This is a genomic window from Pseudomonas sp. AN-B15, assembly GCF_019056475.1.
Classification (GTDB): domain Bacteria; phylum Pseudomonadota; class Gammaproteobacteria; order Pseudomonadales; family Pseudomonadaceae; genus Aquipseudomonas; species Aquipseudomonas parakoreensis.
Genome location: NZ_CP049737.1, coordinates 2,777,673 through 2,798,014, shown reverse-complemented (window position 1 = coordinate 2,798,014; position 20,342 = coordinate 2,777,673). Strand labels below are relative to the sequence as shown.

Genomic DNA, 20,342 nt, shown 5'->3' with positions numbered 1-20,342 from the left:
AAGGAGCTTCACCATGATCAAACCAACGCCAAACCCACCCGAACCGACACCACCTCGCCTTACGAATCCGTGGATTCGAAGACCTTCCACGAAGCCGCCGAACGCGCCCTCGACCACTACTTCAATCCCCTGCTCCCCAGAAAACCGCTGCTCAAACCCAACACCCGCTACCTCATCGCCCCCGGCATCGACAGCGAAGAACTGCTGGCCGACGCCTGCGAAACCCTGACCTCGGCTAAAACCATGGCCGCCGACTTCGCCGGGCTGGTGGACGGCTCGCATCGGCATGTGCTGCTGGGGATTGCGCAACTGATCATGCTGGCGGAACTGGCGGTGAACCGGGTGCTGGATAATCTGGATGTGGCGGCTGAACCTCAGCCCTGAGTGTTGAAACTGAAACGGCCCCTTCGCGGGCCGTTTTTGCGTCTGCAGGAAAACTGTTCATTGATGACCATTCGTCTTGAAACCACGCTCACCTGTCAGATCTGACAGGTGACGGTTCTCTTCTATCGCGGTGTGATGGGGCACGTCCCGAAGATAGCTACGCACCCTACGCCAGGAGAGCAGCATGAGCACGAGCATCAACATCAATTCGACACAGATCAGCGCCTTGCTCCAGCTATATCCGATGGCCATCCCGGGCGCAGTAGAAAACCTGCAACCGCCAGGGGCCTACCATCTCGGCATTCCCGAAAGCATTCATTCGCCATCCACCAAACTCTTCATGGTGATCGACCCGGTCACGTTGTTTTCTACTCCCTCTGAAGCAGGTAACTCCGTAAGGCTGTGGGTCAACGGCCAGGCGACATCCGTGATCAAGCCGATCAAGCCGGGCGAAGAGAACAACCGCATTTTTATGGAGTTGCTTTGGGGAGTGATGAAGGATGGCCTCAATACGCTGTACTACGAAGTCACCCGGGTCAGCGGTAATAAAGATCAATCCACCCCGATACTGAATGTGCTGTTCAACAACCCGGTCTCCGGTATCACGGTCAGCCATCCGGCCAGCATTGGCCCGGGGCAGCCGGCCACGTTCACCCTCACGCGCGACTACCCGCGCGAATATGACGTGATGACGCTGACCGTGGGGACGTGGAGCAAAACAATTCCCTACGTCCATCCTGCCAACCCGGTTACCTACACCCTGACGACCCTTGACCTCCAGCAGATCGGTGACGGTACTCGTTCAGTGAGCGCCACCAATGAAGATCAACTGAGTAACCTCAGAGTGTCGCCGACGACCTCCATCGTCATCACTGCCAACACACTTGTTTTACCGCCCCCTTCCGTCACAGGGCAGACAGGCAACAACTTCAATCCGACGTTGCAGAATGTCGAGGGAGTGGTGCCTGCGGGCACTTTGCTGCCCAGCGACAAGATCCACTTCGTGTGGGAGGGCGCGATCAGTGCGCCAGGGGCTTCCTTCACCAGTCCGCAACGCCTGGTCAGTGCCGGTCTGAAATTCGTGGTACCGCGCTCGGTGCTGGCCTACAGTCTGGGCAACGGGATCAAGGTCTCCTATGTCATCGAACGCAATGGTGTTACGACCTCGTCGAAAGTCTTGCCACTGAATATCCTGCCATTGCCCGCCACGGCGTTGGTCCCTCCGAAGATTGTGGAAGCGGACGCGAACAACGTGCTGGACGTTATCGCGCTGGGCGCGAAGAACGCGACGATTCACGCCTTGCTCTGGACGCTGATTGCCGATGGCATGCCGTGCTGGCTTTCGCTGGAGGGCAAGAAGGCGGACGGCACGGCGCACAATCTGGTCTTGTGGAATGGTCTGCTGGCGCGGGTCAATCCGACTTGGGTCAGCCAGGGTTTCTGGCCTCAAGCGTTGGTGAACAGTTACTTGAAGCAGCTGGGAGATGGCACTTCACTGATCATCAAGTTCGCGGTGTCGATGGACATGAGCAATGTCAGGGCGACGGCCGTGGAGTTTCCGGATCGGGCCTACATGATCAAGGCTGTGGCACTGGTCGTGCCGACCATCGGCAACGTGAACGAGGACACCGCCACCGGTAAACCTGTTGCGGGCGCAGGATTCACCACAGCGACCACGCTGGTGATTAGAGGCAAGCTGAGCCCTGGCCAGCAGGGCGAGTTGTACGATGGCAGCGGCGCGAGCGCGAAGCCGTTGGGCAAGATGACCGCCAACCCGGCGGGAGACTATTCGATCACCATCACGGTCGCTCAGGGCGCCCATCGGTTCTACATTCAGTCGCTGTATCACCCCGGGACTGTGTACTCCAATGTCTGGACCCTGACTGTGGTGGCCAACGTCAACGCAATCATTGACTGGATAAAAGAAAACAGCGCCACCGGTGCACTCGTTCCGAAGGGAGGGTCGACCACGGCGACCACGCTGGTGATCAGCGGTAAAGCGAGTGCCGGTCACACGCTCCAGTTGCTGGATCATGCTGCCTTTAAAGCCACGATCCCGGTCGATGTTAAAGGCGTTTACACTTACACACTCACGGGCCAGGCACCGGGGGAGCACAGTTATACGGTAAAAGCGAATTATGGGAGTGGAGTGGAGTCTTCAGCGTGGGCTCTCAGAATTATCCTGTTTTCTCCACTATATGATCTGACTGACTTTAACGATCTATCAATGCGTGGTTGGATAAAAGGTCCTGCAGGTAGGGAACTCCAATTCTGGCCTACTCAAGATCGCCCTGGATATCATTTATTTAACAATACTTCCGGCTCGGGCTCTCATGCTGGAACAGTGTTGTCGAAGGAGTTTGAGGTTTTCAGCGGACGAACATATGAATTTAGAGTAACCGCAAAAAAAGTTAATCCCGGCACACCTAATGATGCACTTTTAGTTTTGTACATTGGAAATAGTGCTTCTTCAACATTTAGAATTTCCAGTAATCCGTTTCAGGATTATTCATTTAGAGCTGCGGCCCTGACAACGGGAAAAATTGCTTTTCAGATTGTCAATCTTCAAAGTGCTATGGATGGTAACGACTATGATATTGATAGCCTTCTGGTTCGATCATTGTGATTTTTTTGGGGAATGATAAAGGGGACGCATTTATTTAATTCTGAAGCGCTCGAAGTGAATGGCGGGGTCGTGCTCAGGCATGAGAAATCCCTCCTGGATCAGTGCGTGGCCGCTCAATGTAAACCGCTTCTTCACGGATTCGCCACGACTGTTTAAAGCCGTTGACCGAAACGTCCGGTAAGCCACAACGCCTTGCGCCATTGCCTACGCATCCGCCAGAATCCGCCGGCTTGTACGCCTTGAGGGTGGGCTCTATCGTCTCCGGGTCGCTGATGAATCAGCGATCGGGTCTCGCAGCCCGCGATCTCTAGACGCACAACATCCTCCAGTTTTATGGCGGCTGTACGTGGGAGACCCTCGGGTCTGCCGGTTCTAGAGTCCCGGTCTGCGACCCGCGTATAGCTGCCCCCCTTTCGTATCGCAGCGAATCGTGGCGGCTCCATGACTCTGGAGATTCAATCATGATCAAACCAACACCAAACCCACCCGAAACCGACTCGACCTCGCCCTACGAAACCCTCGATTCAAAGAAATTCCACGAAGCCGCCGACCGCGCCCTCGACCACTACCTCAATCCGTTCCACCCCAGAAAGCCGCTGCTCAAACCCATCACCCGCTACCTCATCGCCCCCGGCATCCCGAATGAAGAACTGCTGGCCGACGCCTGCGAAAACCTGACCTCGGCCAAAACCATGGCCAGCGATTTCGCCGGGATGATCGATACGCCGCAGCGGCATGTGCTGCTGGGCATCGGGCAACTGATCATGCTGGCGGAACTGGCGGTGAACCGGGTGCTGGATAATCTGGATGTGGCGGCTGAACCTCAGCCCTGAGTGATGAAACCAAAACGGCCCCGCATGGGCCGTTTTCGCGTCTGTAGGAAAACCGTTCTCCGACGACCATTCGTCTTGAAACAGCGCTCACCTGTCAGATCTGACAGGTGACGCTTTCACGTATCCAGCGTTTGATGACGCCTGCATCCCTACCTCGCCGGAGCATCGACATGACTACGCCTACCTCACTGCAAAACACCAATCTGGTGCTGGCACCTCCTTTCGTGCAGGGCGCCACTGATTCAGTTATCGGCGCGCGCATCGGTGTCCCGCTTGCCATTTACAATCTGGTGCCCGACGGCCTGGGCGCGAGAGTTCGAATCGATCCGCCACTGGCAGGCACGGTCGATCCGACTGATACCATCGTGCTGAAGCTAAAGGGTGAGGTGGCGCCACTGGACAGCAAGCCTGTCGGCAACCCGGACGCCCCGATTGAAATGCGTATTCCAGTGGGGCGACTGCACTCCGACCGAGTCAACGAGCTGTACTACGAAATTTTTCGCAACAGCCAGAACTTCAGCTCTTCCACGCCGATGCTGGAAGCGCTCTTCAACATGATCCGGCCTGGCTTGAAAGACGTCCGCCCCGATATCGTGGGCCATTCCGAACTCGGCATGACGCTGCCTGACGAGATCAAGAATGGCGTCGGGCCAGGGTTTGTCAGCGCACAGGTGTGCTTCACCTATCCCTATTGCCGGGCCTACGACACGATCACACTCAAGTGCAATGGGGAGATCGTCACTTTCGAAGTGGGCGCCAACGACGCACCGCAACCACCTGACCCCGGCTCGCCGGCACCGACCACCGTGTGTTTTATCGTGGATCGCGCATTCCTCGACAAGGCCATCAGGCCGAGCGGCAAACTGGACTTTTCATTCACCGTGACTGACCAACTCCTCAATACACCCGACCCCGACGCCGTGTGGTCAGCCTCGCAAACCGTCGACGAGGACCTGGACGGCAAACGCTTGCAGGGGGTGATCTATCGTGAACGCCCGAACGATCCTGGCGATGTGTCCGAGATCATCGACCTGGAGTTACTGGGTACCAATCGACTGCAAGTGATTGTGCTGACCAACGACCCGCGCCTGCTTGCGGGGGATGTCATCGATGGAACCTATACGGCAAGCGCTGAAGGTAAACTCGACGTCGTGGTGCCGTTGAAGGGAGTTGTGGAAGCCGACGAGTTCGGACAGAAAAAGGTCTTGATCCTGTGGGTAGACAATAACAAGGTGATCGCCGGCAGCACAGTGAAGAGCATGTATGCGGTGCTGCGCAATGGCACATCTATCGGCCAATCGGTCGCGGCCATGGCCCGAGTGGTGGGTGAAGGGTTACCGGATCTGCTGCCACCACGTTTTCAGAAATCGGTGGGTGGTGTTCTGGACCCGTTGGATCCCGCTAACCTGAAAGGTGCAAACGGCCAGGTGGAAGTGCTCGGTTTCCGTTCAGGCGATGTCGTAAAACTGATTGGCTCTTGGGCTGGCTCACCGACATTCGATTTCAAACCATTGAATTCCGCAAGCCGGGCCAACTTTCCTTTGGACAGCGCATTTCTCGCGGCGAACATGGGTAAACAGTTGAAGTTACGTTATGTACTGCAACGTAGTGGCAAGCTGTACGACTCGCAAGTACTGGACGCCTCAGTAAAGAGAATTGCGGATCACGATCCGAGACTGCCTGTGCCGACGATTGATGGGAACGACACATCTAACCTGGACGCTACAAAACTGCTTCCGTCCTCCGTGCTTCAGTTGCCGGCGTATGCACATCAAGTGTCGGGACAGAGCGGATGGTTACGCTATGAGGGGGTGGACAGCAAGGGTAATCCGGTCTTCCACGACGACCTGAATGGTGACGCCCTGAGCGCCGGACCGGGACTGGTCCGGCCTGTACCGTTGACTTGGTTGCAAGGGCTCATGGATGGCAGTGTGTTCACCATCCTGTTCAGTTTGAACTATGACGGGGTGGCCAATGCGGGATTGGCGGTGAAGTTTCCGGTTCGCAGTTACACCGTTCAGGCACAGCCTGATGTCGTGGTGGCGTTTCTCAATGCGCCTTACACCGCTACGACGGGCGAACAGGTGACGGGGATTGAACTGCTTGTCACTCAGGCAGGGCTGCCCAGTGCAGGACAGACTGTCACCATCACCTTGCCACAGGGGACGACGTTTGCCGGAGGGGCGGGAACCAAGGACTTCGTGACCGGCGTTGACGGGAAGATAGCGGTTAATGGGGTTAAGGCGGGGAGTGTGGAAGGGGATCATTCAATTACTGCTGTCAGTGGTAGAGCAACGGCCAGCGCGAGGTTGAGCATTCGTGCGGATGAAGGAGAAGTGATCGACCATACGGACTTCACTAATGGTACAAATGGTTGGTCGGTTCGTAGCGGAGCTCAGACATTAATGAAGGAAGGCCAAGATGGATTCTTACGATTCATCTCCGATACCAATTCCCTCTCAGCCATTACTAAGACATTCAGCTTAACCAAAGGAAAATACCAACTCACAATAACAGCGAGAACGACTCATCAAACTTCGAACTTATGGTATCATTTCCATAATGCCTGGGCATCAGCGCCGCTCGGCACATTCTGGAGCGAAGTTAGCAGCGAACTAACCTTAAGCGCAGACGTAAATCAATCCGTATCTTGCGGCTTTCCATGGGCCGGTACCAAAGGCAATCTGGGCGACATAACCTCTATAAAAATTATAAAACTGAAGACCAATTAACCCGACACATCTAATACAGCAAAAAAAAATGAAAAATGGGACAAGGAAAAAGTGGACGGATTTATTAAATTAAGCCCGTCTTTTTTACGAGAAAATAAAAGGTGACGGATTTATTTGCCTGCAATAAAAGCAAATGAACGGGACGGATTTATTTAACTGGATAAATCCGTCTTTTTTACCGTTATTCAAACCACTCCCCACGTTCGCTAAACGTCCGCCGAATCAACTCCACGAGCACCTGTACCTCTTCAACACCCTGCGAGTCACTGTTCACCGCCAACCACGCCTGCAACCGCATCGCCTCCTCAAACAACCCCGGCAACGCCACCAACCCGCGATCAAACCGGCTCATGTACATCGGCAACAAACCAATGCAAGCGCTGCACCGGATCATCTCCAGCATCAGCTCGTAAGACTGCATCTGCACCACCCCGGCCAAGCGCTGTTCGACGAGATTGTTCCACGGCCGGAAGCTATCGATCTGCCGGTCATGCTGCCATTGCACCAGCATGAAATCGGCAAGATCATCCGGGCTCCCTGGCCGTGCGGTCACGCGGGAATAGCGTTTGGCAATGTGCGGCTGGTATTCCAGTTGCGCGAGGCGTTGCGGTTCGCTGGTGGCGAAGGTCGGGCCGGGGTACGGGGTTTCACCATGGGCGAGCCACAGCACGATGTCGGCGCTGACGGCGCGCAGAGCCAGTTCGCTGTCGAGGGCGATGATCTCGAGGCGAACGCTGGCATTGCGCCGCAGCAACGCAATCAGGTCGCGACCGAGGATGTCATGCAGGATCGACTCGGCGACCGCCAGCCTGATCAGGGGTTGCTCGATCACCGGCAGCTTGCGTTCGTGAGCCAGCGCGATCAGTTGCGCCTGCAATTGCTGGCCTTCGCGGGTCAGGCTCAAAGCGCTGCCCTGAAAGCTGAACAGCGCGCATTGCAGTTGTTGTTCGAGCTGCGCCAGTTGTTTGCGCAGCAGGCTCGAGCGCACGTTGAGGCTGCGGGCGGCCTGCATGAAGCAGCCGCAACGGGCGCTGACCAGAAAGTATTGCGCGACCTCGGCATCGATGCTCGCGACTTGCGCCAGCCAAGGCTCGCGCTCGCCCTGTGCCCAGCGATAGTCGGGGCTACCCTGTCGTCCTGCGGGTTCGGTGAATGACATCGATGACTCCCTGTCGATCTTTGTTGTTGATGCTTCCGGCGCGGTATGGAACGTCTGAACCTGTGAAGATCCTGTGGGAGCTGGCTTGCCAGCGATGGGGGACTCACATCCAGCCCCTGTGTTGCCTGACACTCCGCCATCGCTGGCAAGCCAGCTCCCACAGGGTTATTGGTGGGTTTCGAGGACCTTGTTCAGCTCGGCCCCGTCGATACTCAGCGTCGCAGTATTGAGCATCCCGTCCAGATACGCCTGGGCAATCTGCTCTTGCCGTTGCGCCCGCAAGGCCTGGGTCAGTTGATCGCGCAATTCATCGAGGGTTGCGGTACGTGCCGGCTGCTGTTCGGTGAGTTTGATCACATGGAAACCGGCTGCGCTCTGCACCGGGTCGGACACCGCGCCGACCTTCAACTTAGCCACCGCCCCCCGCACCTCCGGCACCAGTTGCTGCAACGGTTGCAGCCCGCTGTCGCCGTCGCGTTCGGCGGTCAGCCGATCCTGCGAGTACTGAGTCGCCAGCGCGGCAAAATCCCCCGGCGTGCCCTGGGCTTTCTTGCTCAGCTCGGCCGCCTGTTTGCGCACGGCGTCCAGGCTCTGGGCATCCGGCACCGCGAGGAAAATCTGGCTGACCCGATACAACGGCGGAGTCATCCAATTGGCCTTGCCAGCGTCGTACGCCTGTTGCAGCTCGGCCGCACTCGGATAGTCCGCCGGCACGGTGCTGACCGAGCGCAGGTAATCGCGAAAGACGATCTGCTCGCTGGCCGCGCGGGTTTGCCGCACCACGTCCGGACGCTGCGCCCAACCCTGAGCGTCGGCCTGCTCGAGCACGGCTTTCTCCGCCAGACGGGTACGAATCCAGCGCTCCAGTGCTTCACGGTTGCCGCGCAGTTGCTCGGCACTTGCCGGTGGCAATGTCGCCAGCAACGCCTGCAACTCCTGCGGCGTCACCTGCTGATTGCCCAGTCGCGCCACGGCCGGCCCCGCAGCAACCGCCGCCAACGGCGACGATTGCTGGGCGGCAACCGGGTCAGTACCCGGTCGCAGCACCAGCGCCACGGCTACCACCAACAGCGCCACTGCCCCGGCGCCGATCACCATGGCAGGCTTTTTCACAGCGCGACTTCCTCTTGCTCAGTGGTAGCGACTTTGGCTGTCGAGGCTTGCGCGGCCTGGGTGAAATCACGCAGGTAGACGATGAATTCCTGCAGCAAACGGTCCCACAGCTCCAGGCTGCCACGCAGGTGATCGTTGCTCACACCCGCCGCGACCACCACGTCCATTTCCATCACCAGAAACTCGCCCTGCAACGACAACCGGGCAAAACGCCGGGTGGCGTTCCACTGCTCGGCCACGCCCTGTGGCAACTCACCTTGCACCCGCAGCGCACAGCTGAAGGTGAAATCGACATAGCTGCCCTGCTCCACCGCCGGGTTGCCGAAACGCACGGCATAACCGATGCCCTGACTGGCGCTGAGCAACTGCACGATGCCGTTCTGTTCCGTCTGGTTGACGCGATAACCGGCCGCTTGCAGGACTTCGGTCAGGGATTGCGGGGATACATGGCTGATCAATTGAGTCATGACTTCTTCCTTGTTTGTTAATCAATGCGCGAGCGCAGCTTGCGGCGCGTCGAATTGAGTCTTGTAGAGCTCGTCACCGAACCCCTGCGCCAGTTCATCGAACTTGACCCGGGCGCTGCCCGCGAAGGGCTGGCGGATCTTCATCACCTCGGCCACATCAATGTTTTCGTAGGCGCTGAGGATCTGCTTGGCGACGCCGTACATCTGCTGATTCTTGACTGAACATTGCTGCACTTGTGTGTCACGTTCAGCCAATTGCGCTTGAAGCTTAGACCGTTCTGCCTCTTTGGCACGGGCCATGACCAGCAACTCGTCGTAGGCCTTCTTGAACTTGCCGACCTGTTCGCTACTGGCGGCGACTTGCGCTTGGGCCTGGTTGTGCAGGTTCTGCTGCTGGCCGGCCAACTGCTCGGCCAGGCCTTTAGCCTTGGCCAGTTCAGCGGTCAATTGCTTGATCTGCGCCTGCGCGGCCTTGGCCTCATTCTGCGCCGCCAGTTGCGCGGCGCTGGCCTGGGCCTGCTGGCTCTGCAGGGTCTGCAACTGCTGGGTGGTGCTGCGCAACTGGGTGCGCAGACGCTCCTCCATGCCTTCGGCGTGCGCGCCTTGCGCGATGAAAAAACTCAGCCCCAACCATAAAACTCGTGCGTGCATGACCGTACTCCCGGCGCCTTAGAAGCGCGTGTTGATCTCAAGCTGCAAGACGTCGATGTCGAACGGCGCACCGTACACGGCTTCGGTGCTCATCCAGCGGCCGGTGGCGTAGACGTTCTTCGCCAGACCGTAGTTGCCGCCGAGGATATAGCCCTTGGCGTTGGTGCCGCCGAGGTGGAACGACGAGTCGTTGAAGCCATCAGGCAAGGCGTCCGGCTGGATGTACTTGTAGCCGGCGAACAGGTTCCAGTCGCCCTGCTTCTTCAGGTCCAGCGCGTTGCCGAGGGTGAACTGGACCATCCACGCATTGGCGCCGCTTTCGATCTCGCCGTTGCTGTTGAGGTTGTTGACGATCTGCCCTTCCGAGCGTTTGCGCATGTCGCCTTCGTCGTAACCGAGGTTGTGGATGTAGTTGCCCTGGCTGCGCAATTTGAAGTCTTGTGGCAGATCGGCGTCCCACACCAGGTTCAGGTCGAGCAGGTTGAATTCCGACGCCAGGCCGACGAATTGCGGCTGCGGCGTGGTGGTCGGGTTGGCCGGGTTCGGCGTGATGTCGCGCAGCAGGAACACGCTGTTGCCCTTCTGCATGAACGCCGCCCGAGTGCCGTCGGTGTCGCAGCCCGGCGCACCGGCCCACGGTGCGCAAGGGCTGGAACGCTGCCCCTGGATGTCGTCGAAACGGTAGTAAGCCAACGCGCCCTTGAGGCGGTTGTTGCTGTTGATTGCCCACTTGGCGCCGAGCTGCGCACCGTACAGCCACTTGTTGTCGCTTTCTTCCTTGTCGAAGCCATTGCTGGTGCTGGTGTCGTTGGTGTAATCCACCGGGAACGCGCCGACGGTGCCGAACACACCCCAGTCGCGGTTGAGCTTGTGGTCGAAAAACGCCGCCACGCCGTCGAAGTTGAGGTCGTTGGAGTACAGCATGTCGGTGGACATGAACGGGTTGGCGAAACGCCCGCCAGTCAGGGTCAGCTCATCGGTCGGTTTCCAGTTCAGGTAACCCTGATCGAGCCAGATGTCTTTCTTGGCGAAACCGCCGCCGAGGTTCTGCGTGGTCGATACCGGGTTGTTGTCCGAGCCGGTGCCGATGCGGATGCCGGCGGTCCATTCCGGCGAGATCACCGCTTTCATCCCTAGCCGCGCGCGCAGCCGGAACAGATTGGTGCGGTCTTCGCGGGTATTGAGCAACAGCGGCAGGTTGGTGCTGCTGTTGGGGTTCACGTCGTACGGGCCGTTGTTGTTGAGTTTGGCGAAGTCGACGATTTCGTTGCTGTTGCTGCCCGAGTAGTAGCGCGATTCGTCACGCAGACGAATGTCGCCGTCGAAGCTGATGCGCGATGCCCAGTCCGGGAAGGTATTGGGCGCGGCCCAGTTTTCCTGCTTGGCGGTGGCCATGACTTCGGCCTTGACCTGATCGCGGATCTGGTCGCGCACTGCGGCCGGCACATATTGCACGCGCACATCGCCCGGTGCCGCTACCGGTCCGGCCGCTACGGCGGTGGAAGTGGCGGCCTGTTTGGCCTGCGCCGCTTCGTTCTGCGCCTGAGCGATCAGCGCGTCGGCCTTGTCTTGTTTCAGAATGCCCTGCTCGACCAGCAAGCGGATCAGATTGATCGTGGCGTTCTCCGAAGGCGCAGGCGCTGCCGCGGCCTGACCGACCAGGGTCGCGATGACCATGCCGACCGCCAGGGACAATCGATTCACGTTGGAAATCATCTGCACACAACTCCTTTTCATACAGCTTTATGAATTCGGTTAACCCGGACGCCGCCCTTGCAGGGACAGGCGCACAGGCAAGGTGATGGAGGCCGGTGGCCGTTCGCTCAGATGCGGCGCGTTGCGCAATGCGGCCAGCACCTGAGTGTCGATCTCGGGCTTGCCGCTGGACTTGACCAGCTCGACCCGGGTGATTTCGCCGACGCTGCTCAGCCACACATCGGCCTGCAGCGAAAACGCAAGGTTGCGCAGGTCCGGGTTCTCGCGCAGCAAACGCTGGAAGGTGAACGCCAGGAACTGGCTGTAGGTGCCGGTACCCAAGCGTCCGCCACCGGCTCCGGCCATGCCGCCGCCCTTGCCGGCGCCGATGTTGAAAGCGTCATTGCCGCTCTGGGCGTCGCCGTCGATTTGCATCGGGTTGGCAAGATCGTCCGCCGGTGATGGCGGCGCCTCCTCCTCGGGCTTGACCTCTTGCGGCTCGGGCGTTGGCTCGGGCTCGACGACTTTTTCTTCCACCGGGGTTTCCGGTTCCGGCGGTTTTTCCGGAGGTGGCGGTGGTGGTGGCGGCAACGGAATGATCGTCGGCACCTTCGGCGCTTCACGGCGGATGCCGCTCATGTCATTGGCCCACTGCCACAGGAACCACGCGGCGAACGCGCCCAGCAGCAGCCCGGCGCCCCACTTCAGGTAACGCAACGGCGAGCGCTTCACCGGCAGCGGCTCAATCGGAAGTTGTGCGGTCATCACTCAACCCTGCGTCGGTTTGCCGGTCACCAGACCGACCTGAGACAGTTCGAGCCGGCGCAGCAGATCCAGCACTTCAATGACCTTCTGGTACTGCACCGTGGCGTCGCCGCGCACGATCACCGGGAAGTCCGGGTTCTGCGCTTTCTCGATGCGCAGGCGCTCTTCCAACTCCGGCAGGGTCACCGGGTAGGCATCGAGGAACACCTGACCGCCATCATTGACCGAAATCGCCTTGGTCTTGGCCTCCGACAGCGACACCGCGGCGCTGGCCTTGGGCAGGTTGATCTGGATCCCGGAGACCTGCGCCGTGGCAGTGAGGATGAACATCACCAGCACCACCATCAGCACGTCCACCAGTGGCGTGATGTTGATGCTGTCCACCGCTGCATCTTCGTCATCGTCGTGGGAGGCATTTACGGACGCCATGGCAATGCTCCTCAGGCCGGTACGGAGTGGTTGGCGTGATGGCCGCGCTGATGCGCCGCTTCACTGGACTGACCTTCACCGTGCATCTCCGCCAGACGGGTAATGAACTCGTCGACGAACACGCGCATGTCGGCGCTGACTTCCTTGTTGCGGGTGATCAGGCGGTTGTAGCCAAACAGCGCCGGGATCGCGACAAACAGGCCCATGGCGGTGGCGAGCAACGCCGCCGCCATGCCCGGCGCGATGGCGTTGATGTTGACGTCGCCGGCCATGGCGGTGCCGAGGAACACCACCATGATCCCCAGCACGGTGCCGAGCAGGCCGATGTACGGGCCGCCAGCGATGGCGTTGGACAGGGTCGAGAGTTTCGAACTGAGCGCCTGGTTCTCGCGGGTACGTACGCCGTCCATCGAGCAGCGAATGGCTTCGATGGTCGCTGCGGACACCGAAGAGGTGTCGGCGCCCTGCTCGCGCCGGGTGCGGATTTCCTTGACCGCCACCGCATACAGACGCCACAGCGGCGAGTGCTGCAGACGCTGGGCCAGTTGCGCGTCGTCGGCGAACATCTCCAGACGGGTACCGACCTTGGCGAACTGCTCGCGGAAATCCTCGTTGGCCTTGCTCACGCGGCTGAGGGTGCGGTTCTTGCGCAGCATGATGATCCACGACTGAAACATCATCAGCACCAGCACGGCGATGATCACCCAGGCGTCGACCGGCACCGCGTTGAGCAGGAAACCGAGGCTGCCGAAGCCGAAACCGGACTGTTCTTCGTCAACGCCGTAGGTCACCAGTTTCGACTCGGCACCTTGCGCGGTGGCATCGGCCAGCAGCAACGGCGCCGGGCGGGCAACTTTGGAAAGGCGCAGTTCGTCGATAGCCCCCACAAATGGCTGGTACGGGCCAGCGGCCAGATCACCGCCAACCGCCATCACCGAATTGAACGCTGGCATCGCTTGCGCGAGGGTCGCACCCTCACGACCGTTGATGTACAGGCTGACTTTCGAACCTTCCGCGGTCAGCGCAACATGCTGCCATTGCCCTGGATTCAGCGGCTGAGTGGCCACGGCGCGCTGGCCGTCTATCTCCACAAACGGCACGCCTTGATTGACCCCGACCAGCAGACTGTTGGCGCCTTCGCGACGGGCCAGAATCAGTTGCTCGCCATTGGCCTGATCCAGCCGCAGCCAGGCACTGAAGGTGAACGCACTGCCAGCGCTGTGCTGCAACGACGGACTGGCCGGCAGCAACAACGGCTGGCCGCTGAACTGCAAGGCGCGCCCGACCACGCCGTCAATCGCCGCGCCGGTGGCGCTTTGTGCGGTGTTGCCGTAGGCGGTGGTGTCTTTGGCCGGAGTGCCGGTGGCGCCGTCGAAGTGATACAGCGCGGTGTAATTCGGATCGAAGGTCAGCTGGCCGTTGCCAGTGGCCGGGGCCTTCTGGTTGCCGTAATACATCCAGATGTCCTGACGCTGGCCGCCCTCGACATTCGGCACATCGACCCAGATCAGCGCCATGCCCATCAGCGCGTCGAAGCTTTCGATCTGGTGATTGAGCACGGTCTTGTCATCGGCGGCGACGAAGCGCAAATCCGCGCCGTCTTCCTTGACCCCGTCGAAGGTGAAATTGCCGGTGTGCAGGCGTACCAGCAGCGCGGTGCGACCGAGGGCCTGATTGATCCCGGCGCCCTGCGGCGTGGTGTCGACGGCGATCTGTTTGCGGTAATGCCAGTCGTCCTGCCACCAGGCCTGCGCCGTGGCCGGGAGCACGAAGCCCAGGCAGATCAACAACGAAAGAATGAGGCGCTGCATGAACGTGCTCCTTTAGAACGTGGCTTGAAGGTTGAAGTGCAGGCGCGATGCCTGCTTCGAGGTGTTCGGCCCTTCGAGTAGCGGGTAGCCCCAGTCGAGGCTGCCGGACAGCCATTTGCTGAGGCTGGCGCGGGTACCGAGGCCGACGCTGGCCAGGGCGTAACTGGCGTCCTGGTCCGGTAACTCGTCGCGCAGGTACAGTTGCGCGCCTTCGGCAAAGGCGTAGAAGCGCCATTCCTGCATCCAGTTGCCGGCGTATTTCGCCAGCGACGGCGTGCGCAGTTCCTGACTGAGCAGCACGCCGTCATCCCCGGTGCGTTCAGCGGCCAGATAGCCGCGCACCGAAGTGGCGCCGCCGGCGGAGAATTGTTCGTTGGACACCAGTGGCCCCGACGCCAATTGGAAGGCGCCTTTGCTCGCGCTTTGCCAATCGTTGTCGAAGGTCCAGGTGAAGGTGCTGTCGCCCTTGACCACCGCGAAACTCGGGTTGGCGCGGTAGCGTTTGTAGTCGAAGTCTTCGTCGGAACTGCCGTAGCCGAAGATGCTGCGGGTGGCCGCCACCAGGCTCAAACCGAGGCCGAGCTGACTCTTTTCGGTGTAACGGAAGCCGTTGTAGGCGAAGGTGAACGGCGCGTATTTCAGCGGCACCTTGTCGCTCTCGCCGGACAGGGTCAGGCGCTCGTCGAAATCCTTGAAGTCGATGCCGGCCGACAGCGAGTTCGACCAGTTGCCGCTGGACGGCAACGTGTAGATCGCCGACACGCCATAGGAGTGGCCCTTGCCCAACACGTTGCTGCCGCCGAGGGTCGCGACATTGCTGTCGGACTGGTAACCGGAGAACTGCACGCTCCAGCGCTCGGTCAGCGGCGCGGTGTAGGACGCCGACCAGACCTTGGCGTTGTCGGTGTCCTGCGGCGCGGTGAAGTACGTCAGGTTGATGCTGTGGCCAAGCTGCCAGAGGTTGTTGTAGCCAAGGCTGGTCACGGCACGGAGCTTTTCGGTGTCGGCACTGTAGTCGTTGTTGAGGCCGACGCTGGCGCTCCACGGGTTCTGGTCTTCGACCTGCAAGTCGACGTCCATGGTCCCCGGGCGTTGACCTTCGCGCACCAGCGGCATGACCTGGCGCCCCGGGGTTTTATTGAGCTGCGCCAGTTCGCCCTGAACCTTGGCGAAGTCCGGCACTTCGCCCTCTTTCAGCGCCGGGACGTTGTCGCGGATGTCCAGCGGTGAATAGTGTTTGGCGCCGACCACGCGCACCCGGCCGACCTTGGTTTCGCTGACTTGCAGGTAGACGATACCGTCAGCCACTGCTTGCTCCGGCAACTCGACGAACACCGATTGATAGCCACGCTCCTGATAAGCCTTTTGCAGGGCATCGCGGGCGCCTTCGATGTCAGTCATGGCTTTTTGCGGGCCGAGAAACGGGTACACCGCCTCTTCGATCGCCCGCGCGTCGAGCACGGTGTTGCCGCGCACGAAGTATTCGTTGACGTCCACCAGACGCTGCGGCGCGGCATTTTCGGCAGCCTCTTCGGCGAATGCCGGTTGCGCGCCGACCGTCACCAGCAGCCAGCCCCACAGCGCCAGCCGTGACGTGAAAATCTGATCCACACTACCCCCTGAATTCGCGATGACCTGTTGGCGCTGTCGCGCGCCTTGTGTGTTGCGTCAGTTGCTGACTGTCGAGGCACCGCTGTGCTTGCCGAGCCAGGTGTGCAGCAGCGCGAAGTTCAAGGAGAACTCAGGCATTTGCAGCAAGGCACCGCAGAACACTTCGCCAATGATTTTTTGAATGAGCAGCACCGCACGCGGCTCGTTGAGCAGCGTGGCGATGTCGCGACTGAGGACGTTGAAGCTCCAGACTTTCTGGTTCAGGCCAAGACCGACGAACCAGCGGAACAGCAGGTTGTAATTGAGCTGTTCATACAGTTGCTGCTCGCTGGGCACCGAATACAGCAGTTGCAGGAGCAGGATGTGCATGACCGTTTGCGCGGGAATCAGCATGCCGGGCTCGGCATTGAGGTCATGCAGCAGGTCTTGGTGGGCCGCAAACAAGTCGTCGATCTGCGGGCGCAGCAACACCAGCGAATGGCCTGGCGGAATGTAGCTGGAGACCTCTTTCAAGGCGCCCTGCCAGTCATCCTGCGACACGATCCAGACCCACGGCGCACCGTAGCGATACACCGACACCGGCTTCTTGCGCGCCGCTTCGACGATCTTCGACAGGCGCTGATCGAGTTCCTGCATGCCCACTTTCGAGTAGCGTTCCATAGTCCCCATTGCCTCACTCCCGGCGTCCCGCCTCGGCTTGTGAAAAGCGCCCCGTTGGGCCCCTCAAGCGCGTTACATAGGCATGACCGGACTGGCTATGTGCTACCGAACTTTTGTCATGAAAGCTTCATGCTGGAATTGATGGGAGAGCAAAATCAAAAGATCGCAGCCTTCGGCAGCTCCTACAGTGGGACTGAGTAGACCCTGTAGGAGCTGCCGAAGGCTGCGATCTTTTGCTTCAGGAATAAACCGGCCACATGTCGACGATCTTGCCGCCACGCACGGCCAGCAGATCACCGAATTGCGGGAGGACGGCTTCGGTCTGGGTCGGGCGCAGGAACACTTGATCCTCGACGGTCAGGCCCACCGCATTCGAACCGTTGACCATTTCCTGATTCGAACTACGCCCATACACCCCATTACTCTGCAAGCCGGCGGGCGATTCGAACTCGGCCATCCAGTTGCCGCCGTAAATGAAAAAGGTCTGGCGCTGATTGACATCCCACCACGACAACAGCTTCGACCTGTCATCCAGCGCCGGGATGTTCACCGCGCCGGTGCTCTTCAACACCGGGGTGGCAATGTAGGTCGCTGGCACGTGGTCAACCAGCGATGGCAGGTCGTAATGCGTCGGTTTGAGCATCGCCGTGCCCACCGAAACCTCGGTGCTCAGTTTCTCGTTTTCGTGGATGCGGTAACTCGGACTGCCGGCGGTGTTCAGGCACAAGTGGTCATTCCATAACGCCGGAAACTGCTGGCGAGTGAAATCCACGCAGCGCTGATAAATCACCATCACCTTGGCGAACAGTTCCTCGGGCGAACCGAGTATTCCCGGCACGCCCATGCCCACAAACGGGTCATAACCCATGAACCCGGCGAACGCCAGGTGCTGCGGGTTGGCGCTGATCAGCGCGAGCATCTGCCTCAGCACACTCACATCACCGACCCCGCCGCGATGCAGGCCGACATCCAGCTCGATGTTGATCCGCATCCGTGTGCCCAATCCCTGCGCCAGCGCCAGGTATTGCTGCAGACGTTCGGGATTGTCGATCAGCCATTGCAGCTGCTTCGCCGGGTCGAACGGGCCTTTGTGGGTTTGATAGAACAGCTGTGCCGAACGCACCGGCAGCGGCTTGCCGAGCAGGATGTCGGACTGGGGAAACGTGAGTGCGTCGTGATTGAGGAACGGCTGGTGAAACGACATGAGCTTTTGCGTCCCGGCCCGTTGCGCGATGTAGCTCAACAGCCCCGGTGACGGCAGCGACTTTTCCACCAGCCGCAGTTGTTTGCCGCCGCGTCGCACCGACTGCATGACCACGTCGATGTTGTGGTCGAGCCGATCCAGATCGATCAAAAGCACCGGACGCATTGGGCCGTGGTCTTTCAATTCTTTATTCAGGGCGCGGAAATACTCGCTGTACGGGTTGCCATGATCGCCCGGTCGCAACCAGGCACCGACTCCCAGCAATAAGGCGCCAACGCCCACGGTGCCCAGCATGAACTTGCGTCGATTGACCGCCATCAGCTCACCCCCAGAATTGACGACAGATGCGCGTTGAGAAAACGTCCGCTGGGGTCCAGTGCCTGGCGTACGTCGACAAACTCGCGCCAGCGCGGGTACAGCGGTTGCAGGGTGCGCGCATTGAGCGTGTGCAATTTGCCCCAGTGCGGGCGACCGTTGTACTTCCAGAAAATCGGTTCGATGGCGGCGAAGAAGTTGTGATGGTCCATCTGATAATGCTGGTGCACCGAGATCGAACAGCTGTCGCGGCCCTCGAACATGCTCAGCGCAATGTCGTCGGCCTTGACGTAGCGGTACTCGATGGGAAACCAGGTGCGCAGGTCCTTGTCCTGAATCAGCTTGAGGATTTCGCGCAGGCAGGCCGGGCCGTGTTCGGCGGGCACCGAGTACTCCATCTCGTTGAAGCGCACGGTGCGCACGTTGGCGTAGATGTCGAACGAGTCGCCGACCCGATCATCGAAACTCGCCAGATGCCGCAAGCTGTTGAGCAACGAGGTGCGCAGGCCGGGGAAATCACTGCCGTACTTGTCGATCTTCTCGATCAGGGTCACGAACTCGTTGCCACCCTCCTCCTCGGGCGGGATCGGCGGTGTGGCCGGGTCGCCGGTTTCGTTGAGGGCGATGGACAAGGCGTAGTCGGAATGGGTGACAACGAGCATTTCCCAGTGCTGGTTTTCGCGGGTGTTCTTGTCCAGATCTTCAAGCAGTTCTTCGGTCTTGGCGATCCACTGGGTTTCCCGCAGACGATACGCCGGACGGTTTTGCAAGCGGATTTTAGTGGCAACACCCAACGCGCCGAGGGATACCCGGGCGGCATTGAATACGTCCGGATGACGCTGGCTGTCGCAGTCCAATACCTCACCACTGGCGGTCACCAATTGCATCCCGCAGACGTGGGCCGAATAAGACTGAAAGGTCTTGCCGGTGCCGTGAGTCGAGGTGGAAATGGCGCCGGCGAGGGTCTGGTAGTCGATATCGGCCATGTTCTGCAGGGCCTGGCCAATGTCCTTGAGTGGCTTGCCCATACGCGACATCGGCGTGCCGGCGGCGAATTCGGCCTGCAGGGTTTTCGGGTCGTGATCGAGCAGACCGTTGAAGTAGCTCAGCGACAGCAACGTGCCGTCGGTGGGCACCAGCGCACTGAAGGAATGCGCCGAGCCGACGGGACGAATCTTGCCCGGTGCCTGTTGGATGACTGCGGTCAATTCATCCAGATTCTTTGGCGCTACCCGCGCCGCCGGCAGGCAACTCTGCCCGCCCGACCAGTTGCGCCAGGGAATCAGCCGTGGCGCGCGCATCAACTGGCCCAGCGCCGGATTGGAAGCCAGCGCGCTGAACGCGCCGACGATACTTGCCCGTTGCAACAACTGACGGCGTGTCAGATCCATGCTCATGCGCGCGCCCTTATTGTGGGAGGGGCTGATCGGCCATGAAGCCGATCAGTTGCAGGAATTGTTCTTCCGAACACTCGACGCACTGGCCCATCGGCGGCATGCCGTTGTAGCCGTTGATGGCGTGATCAAGCAGGGTGTCGGTGCCCTGCTGCAGGCGTGGTTCCCAGGCCTTGCGGTCGCCGGTCAGCGGCGCGTTGGCGGCCGGGTTGGCGTGGCACAGCTGGCAGCTGTTGGCGTAGATCTGCGCCAGTGCCGGGTCGGAGGGCGTGGCGTTGTGGGTGGTCGCCGGCGGTGCAGCTTTTTCGCCGCAGCCGCACAGGGCGACAGACAGCGCCAGCATTAAAGTGAGTGGGATTGCCCGCATAACGATCCTCGCCTGGGTAGCGCTTTTTGTTGTGATCACACCTTAAGGCAGGCACGGCAGCGGGTTGAGGGCATTGCGGGACAACGAGGGGGGCATCCGGGGCCAGCCAGAATTGAGCTCGGGCTC

At 60.0% G+C, this 20,342-nt stretch carries 16 protein-coding genes and 1 pseudogene; 4 read left to right on the top strand and 13 right to left on the bottom strand.

Translation table 11 applies throughout. The features are described from left to right. The first annotated feature begins 13 nt into the window (after nucleotides 1-13). The 4 genes and pseudogenes from GTQ41_RS12615 (at nucleotide 14) to GTQ41_RS12600 (ending at nucleotide 6,575) form a co-directional block, all read left to right on the top strand. A pseudogene (locus tag GTQ41_RS12615) lies at nucleotides 14-384 on the top strand (DUF6124 family protein). Nucleotides 385-568: 184 nt separating this feature from the next. Next, nucleotides 569-3,010: a hypothetical protein gene (locus tag GTQ41_RS12610; protein WP_047294130.1), complete on the top strand. Its 2,442-nt coding sequence runs from the start codon at nucleotides 569-571 to the stop codon at nucleotides 3,008-3,010. 461 nt (nucleotides 3,011-3,471) lie between these two features. Next, complete coding sequence (locus GTQ41_RS12605) at nucleotides 3,472-3,843, top strand: hypothetical protein (protein ID WP_047294128.1); 372 nt, start codon at nucleotides 3,472-3,474, stop codon at nucleotides 3,841-3,843. A gap of 170 nt (nucleotides 3,844-4,013) precedes the next feature. After that, the gene (locus GTQ41_RS12600) at nucleotides 4,014-6,575 is read left to right on the top strand and encodes a hypothetical protein (protein WP_052912743.1); all 2,562 of its coding nucleotides are present in this window, start codon (nucleotides 4,014-4,016) and stop codon (nucleotides 6,573-6,575) included. A gap of 181 nt (nucleotides 6,576-6,756) precedes the next feature. Here GTQ41_RS12600 and GTQ41_RS12595 read toward each other — a convergent pair whose 3' ends face one another. The 13 genes from GTQ41_RS12595 to GTQ41_RS12535 all read right to left on the bottom strand — a co-directional run bounded on the left by GTQ41_RS12595 (nucleotide 6,757) and on the right by GTQ41_RS12535 (nucleotide 20,216). Next, nucleotides 6,757-7,734 carry a LysR family transcriptional regulator gene (locus tag GTQ41_RS12595; RefSeq protein ID WP_047294126.1) on the bottom strand — a complete coding sequence of 326 codons (978 nt, stop codon included), beginning with the start codon at nucleotides 7,732-7,734 and terminating at the stop codon, nucleotides 6,757-6,759. A 165-nt stretch (nucleotides 7,735-7,899) separates the two neighbouring features. Continuing rightward, complete coding sequence (locus GTQ41_RS12590) at nucleotides 7,900-8,847, bottom strand: peptidylprolyl isomerase (RefSeq protein WP_047294124.1); 948 nt, start codon at nucleotides 8,845-8,847, stop codon at nucleotides 7,900-7,902. After that, complete coding sequence (locus GTQ41_RS12585; RefSeq protein WP_047294122.1) at nucleotides 8,844-9,314, bottom strand: YbjN domain-containing protein; 471 nt, start codon at nucleotides 9,312-9,314, stop codon at nucleotides 8,844-8,846. The genes GTQ41_RS12590 and GTQ41_RS12585 overlap by 4 nt, the downstream gene beginning before the upstream one ends. Nucleotides 9,315-9,335: 21 nt before the next feature. Then, nucleotides 9,336-9,965 (bottom strand): hypothetical protein, encoded by a 630-nt coding sequence (locus tag GTQ41_RS12580; RefSeq protein WP_047294120.1) that lies wholly within the window; start codon nucleotides 9,963-9,965, stop codon nucleotides 9,336-9,338. Nucleotides 9,966-9,983: 18 nt separating this feature from the next. After that, complete coding sequence (locus tag GTQ41_RS12575; RefSeq protein WP_047294118.1) at nucleotides 9,984-11,681, bottom strand: putative porin; 1,698 nt, start codon at nucleotides 11,679-11,681, stop codon at nucleotides 9,984-9,986. A gap of 39 nt (nucleotides 11,682-11,720) precedes the next feature. Beyond that, nucleotides 11,721-12,425, bottom strand: coding sequence for an energy transducer TonB (locus GTQ41_RS12570; RefSeq protein WP_047294116.1), 705 nt, complete (start codon nucleotides 12,423-12,425; stop codon nucleotides 11,721-11,723). A 3-nt stretch (nucleotides 12,426-12,428) separates the two neighbouring features. Then, nucleotides 12,429-12,854, bottom strand: coding sequence for a biopolymer transporter ExbD (locus GTQ41_RS12565; RefSeq protein ID WP_007955109.1), 426 nt, complete (start codon nucleotides 12,852-12,854; stop codon nucleotides 12,429-12,431). 11 nt (nucleotides 12,855-12,865) lie between these two features. After that, nucleotides 12,866-14,665, bottom strand: coding sequence for a DUF2341 domain-containing protein (locus GTQ41_RS12560; protein ID WP_047294114.1), 1,800 nt, complete (start codon nucleotides 14,663-14,665; stop codon nucleotides 12,866-12,868). Between the two features lie 12 nt (nucleotides 14,666-14,677). Then, complete coding sequence (locus GTQ41_RS12555) at nucleotides 14,678-16,276, bottom strand: ShlB/FhaC/HecB family hemolysin secretion/activation protein (RefSeq protein ID WP_047294112.1); 1,599 nt, start codon at nucleotides 16,274-16,276, stop codon at nucleotides 14,678-14,680. A 57-nt stretch (nucleotides 16,277-16,333) separates the two neighbouring features. Then, nucleotides 16,334-16,945, bottom strand: coding sequence for a transposase (locus GTQ41_RS12550; protein ID WP_080963271.1), 612 nt, complete (start codon nucleotides 16,943-16,945; stop codon nucleotides 16,334-16,336). A 229-nt stretch (nucleotides 16,946-17,174) separates the two neighbouring features. Continuing rightward, nucleotides 17,175-18,383: a DSD1 family PLP-dependent enzyme gene (locus GTQ41_RS12545; protein ID WP_196302429.1), complete on the bottom strand. Its 1,209-nt coding sequence runs from the start codon at nucleotides 18,381-18,383 to the stop codon at nucleotides 17,175-17,177. Between the two features lie 74 nt (nucleotides 18,384-18,457). Beyond that, nucleotides 18,458-19,786: a D-arabinono-1,4-lactone oxidase gene (locus tag GTQ41_RS12540; RefSeq protein WP_196302428.1), complete on the bottom strand. Its 1,329-nt coding sequence runs from the start codon at nucleotides 19,784-19,786 to the stop codon at nucleotides 18,458-18,460. A 76-nt stretch (nucleotides 19,787-19,862) separates the two neighbouring features. Further along, nucleotides 19,863-20,216, bottom strand: a complete 354-nt coding sequence (locus GTQ41_RS12535) for a cytochrome c5 family protein (RefSeq protein WP_047294104.1) — start codon at nucleotides 20,214-20,216, stop codon at nucleotides 19,863-19,865. Nucleotides 20,217-20,342 lie beyond the last annotated feature (126 nt).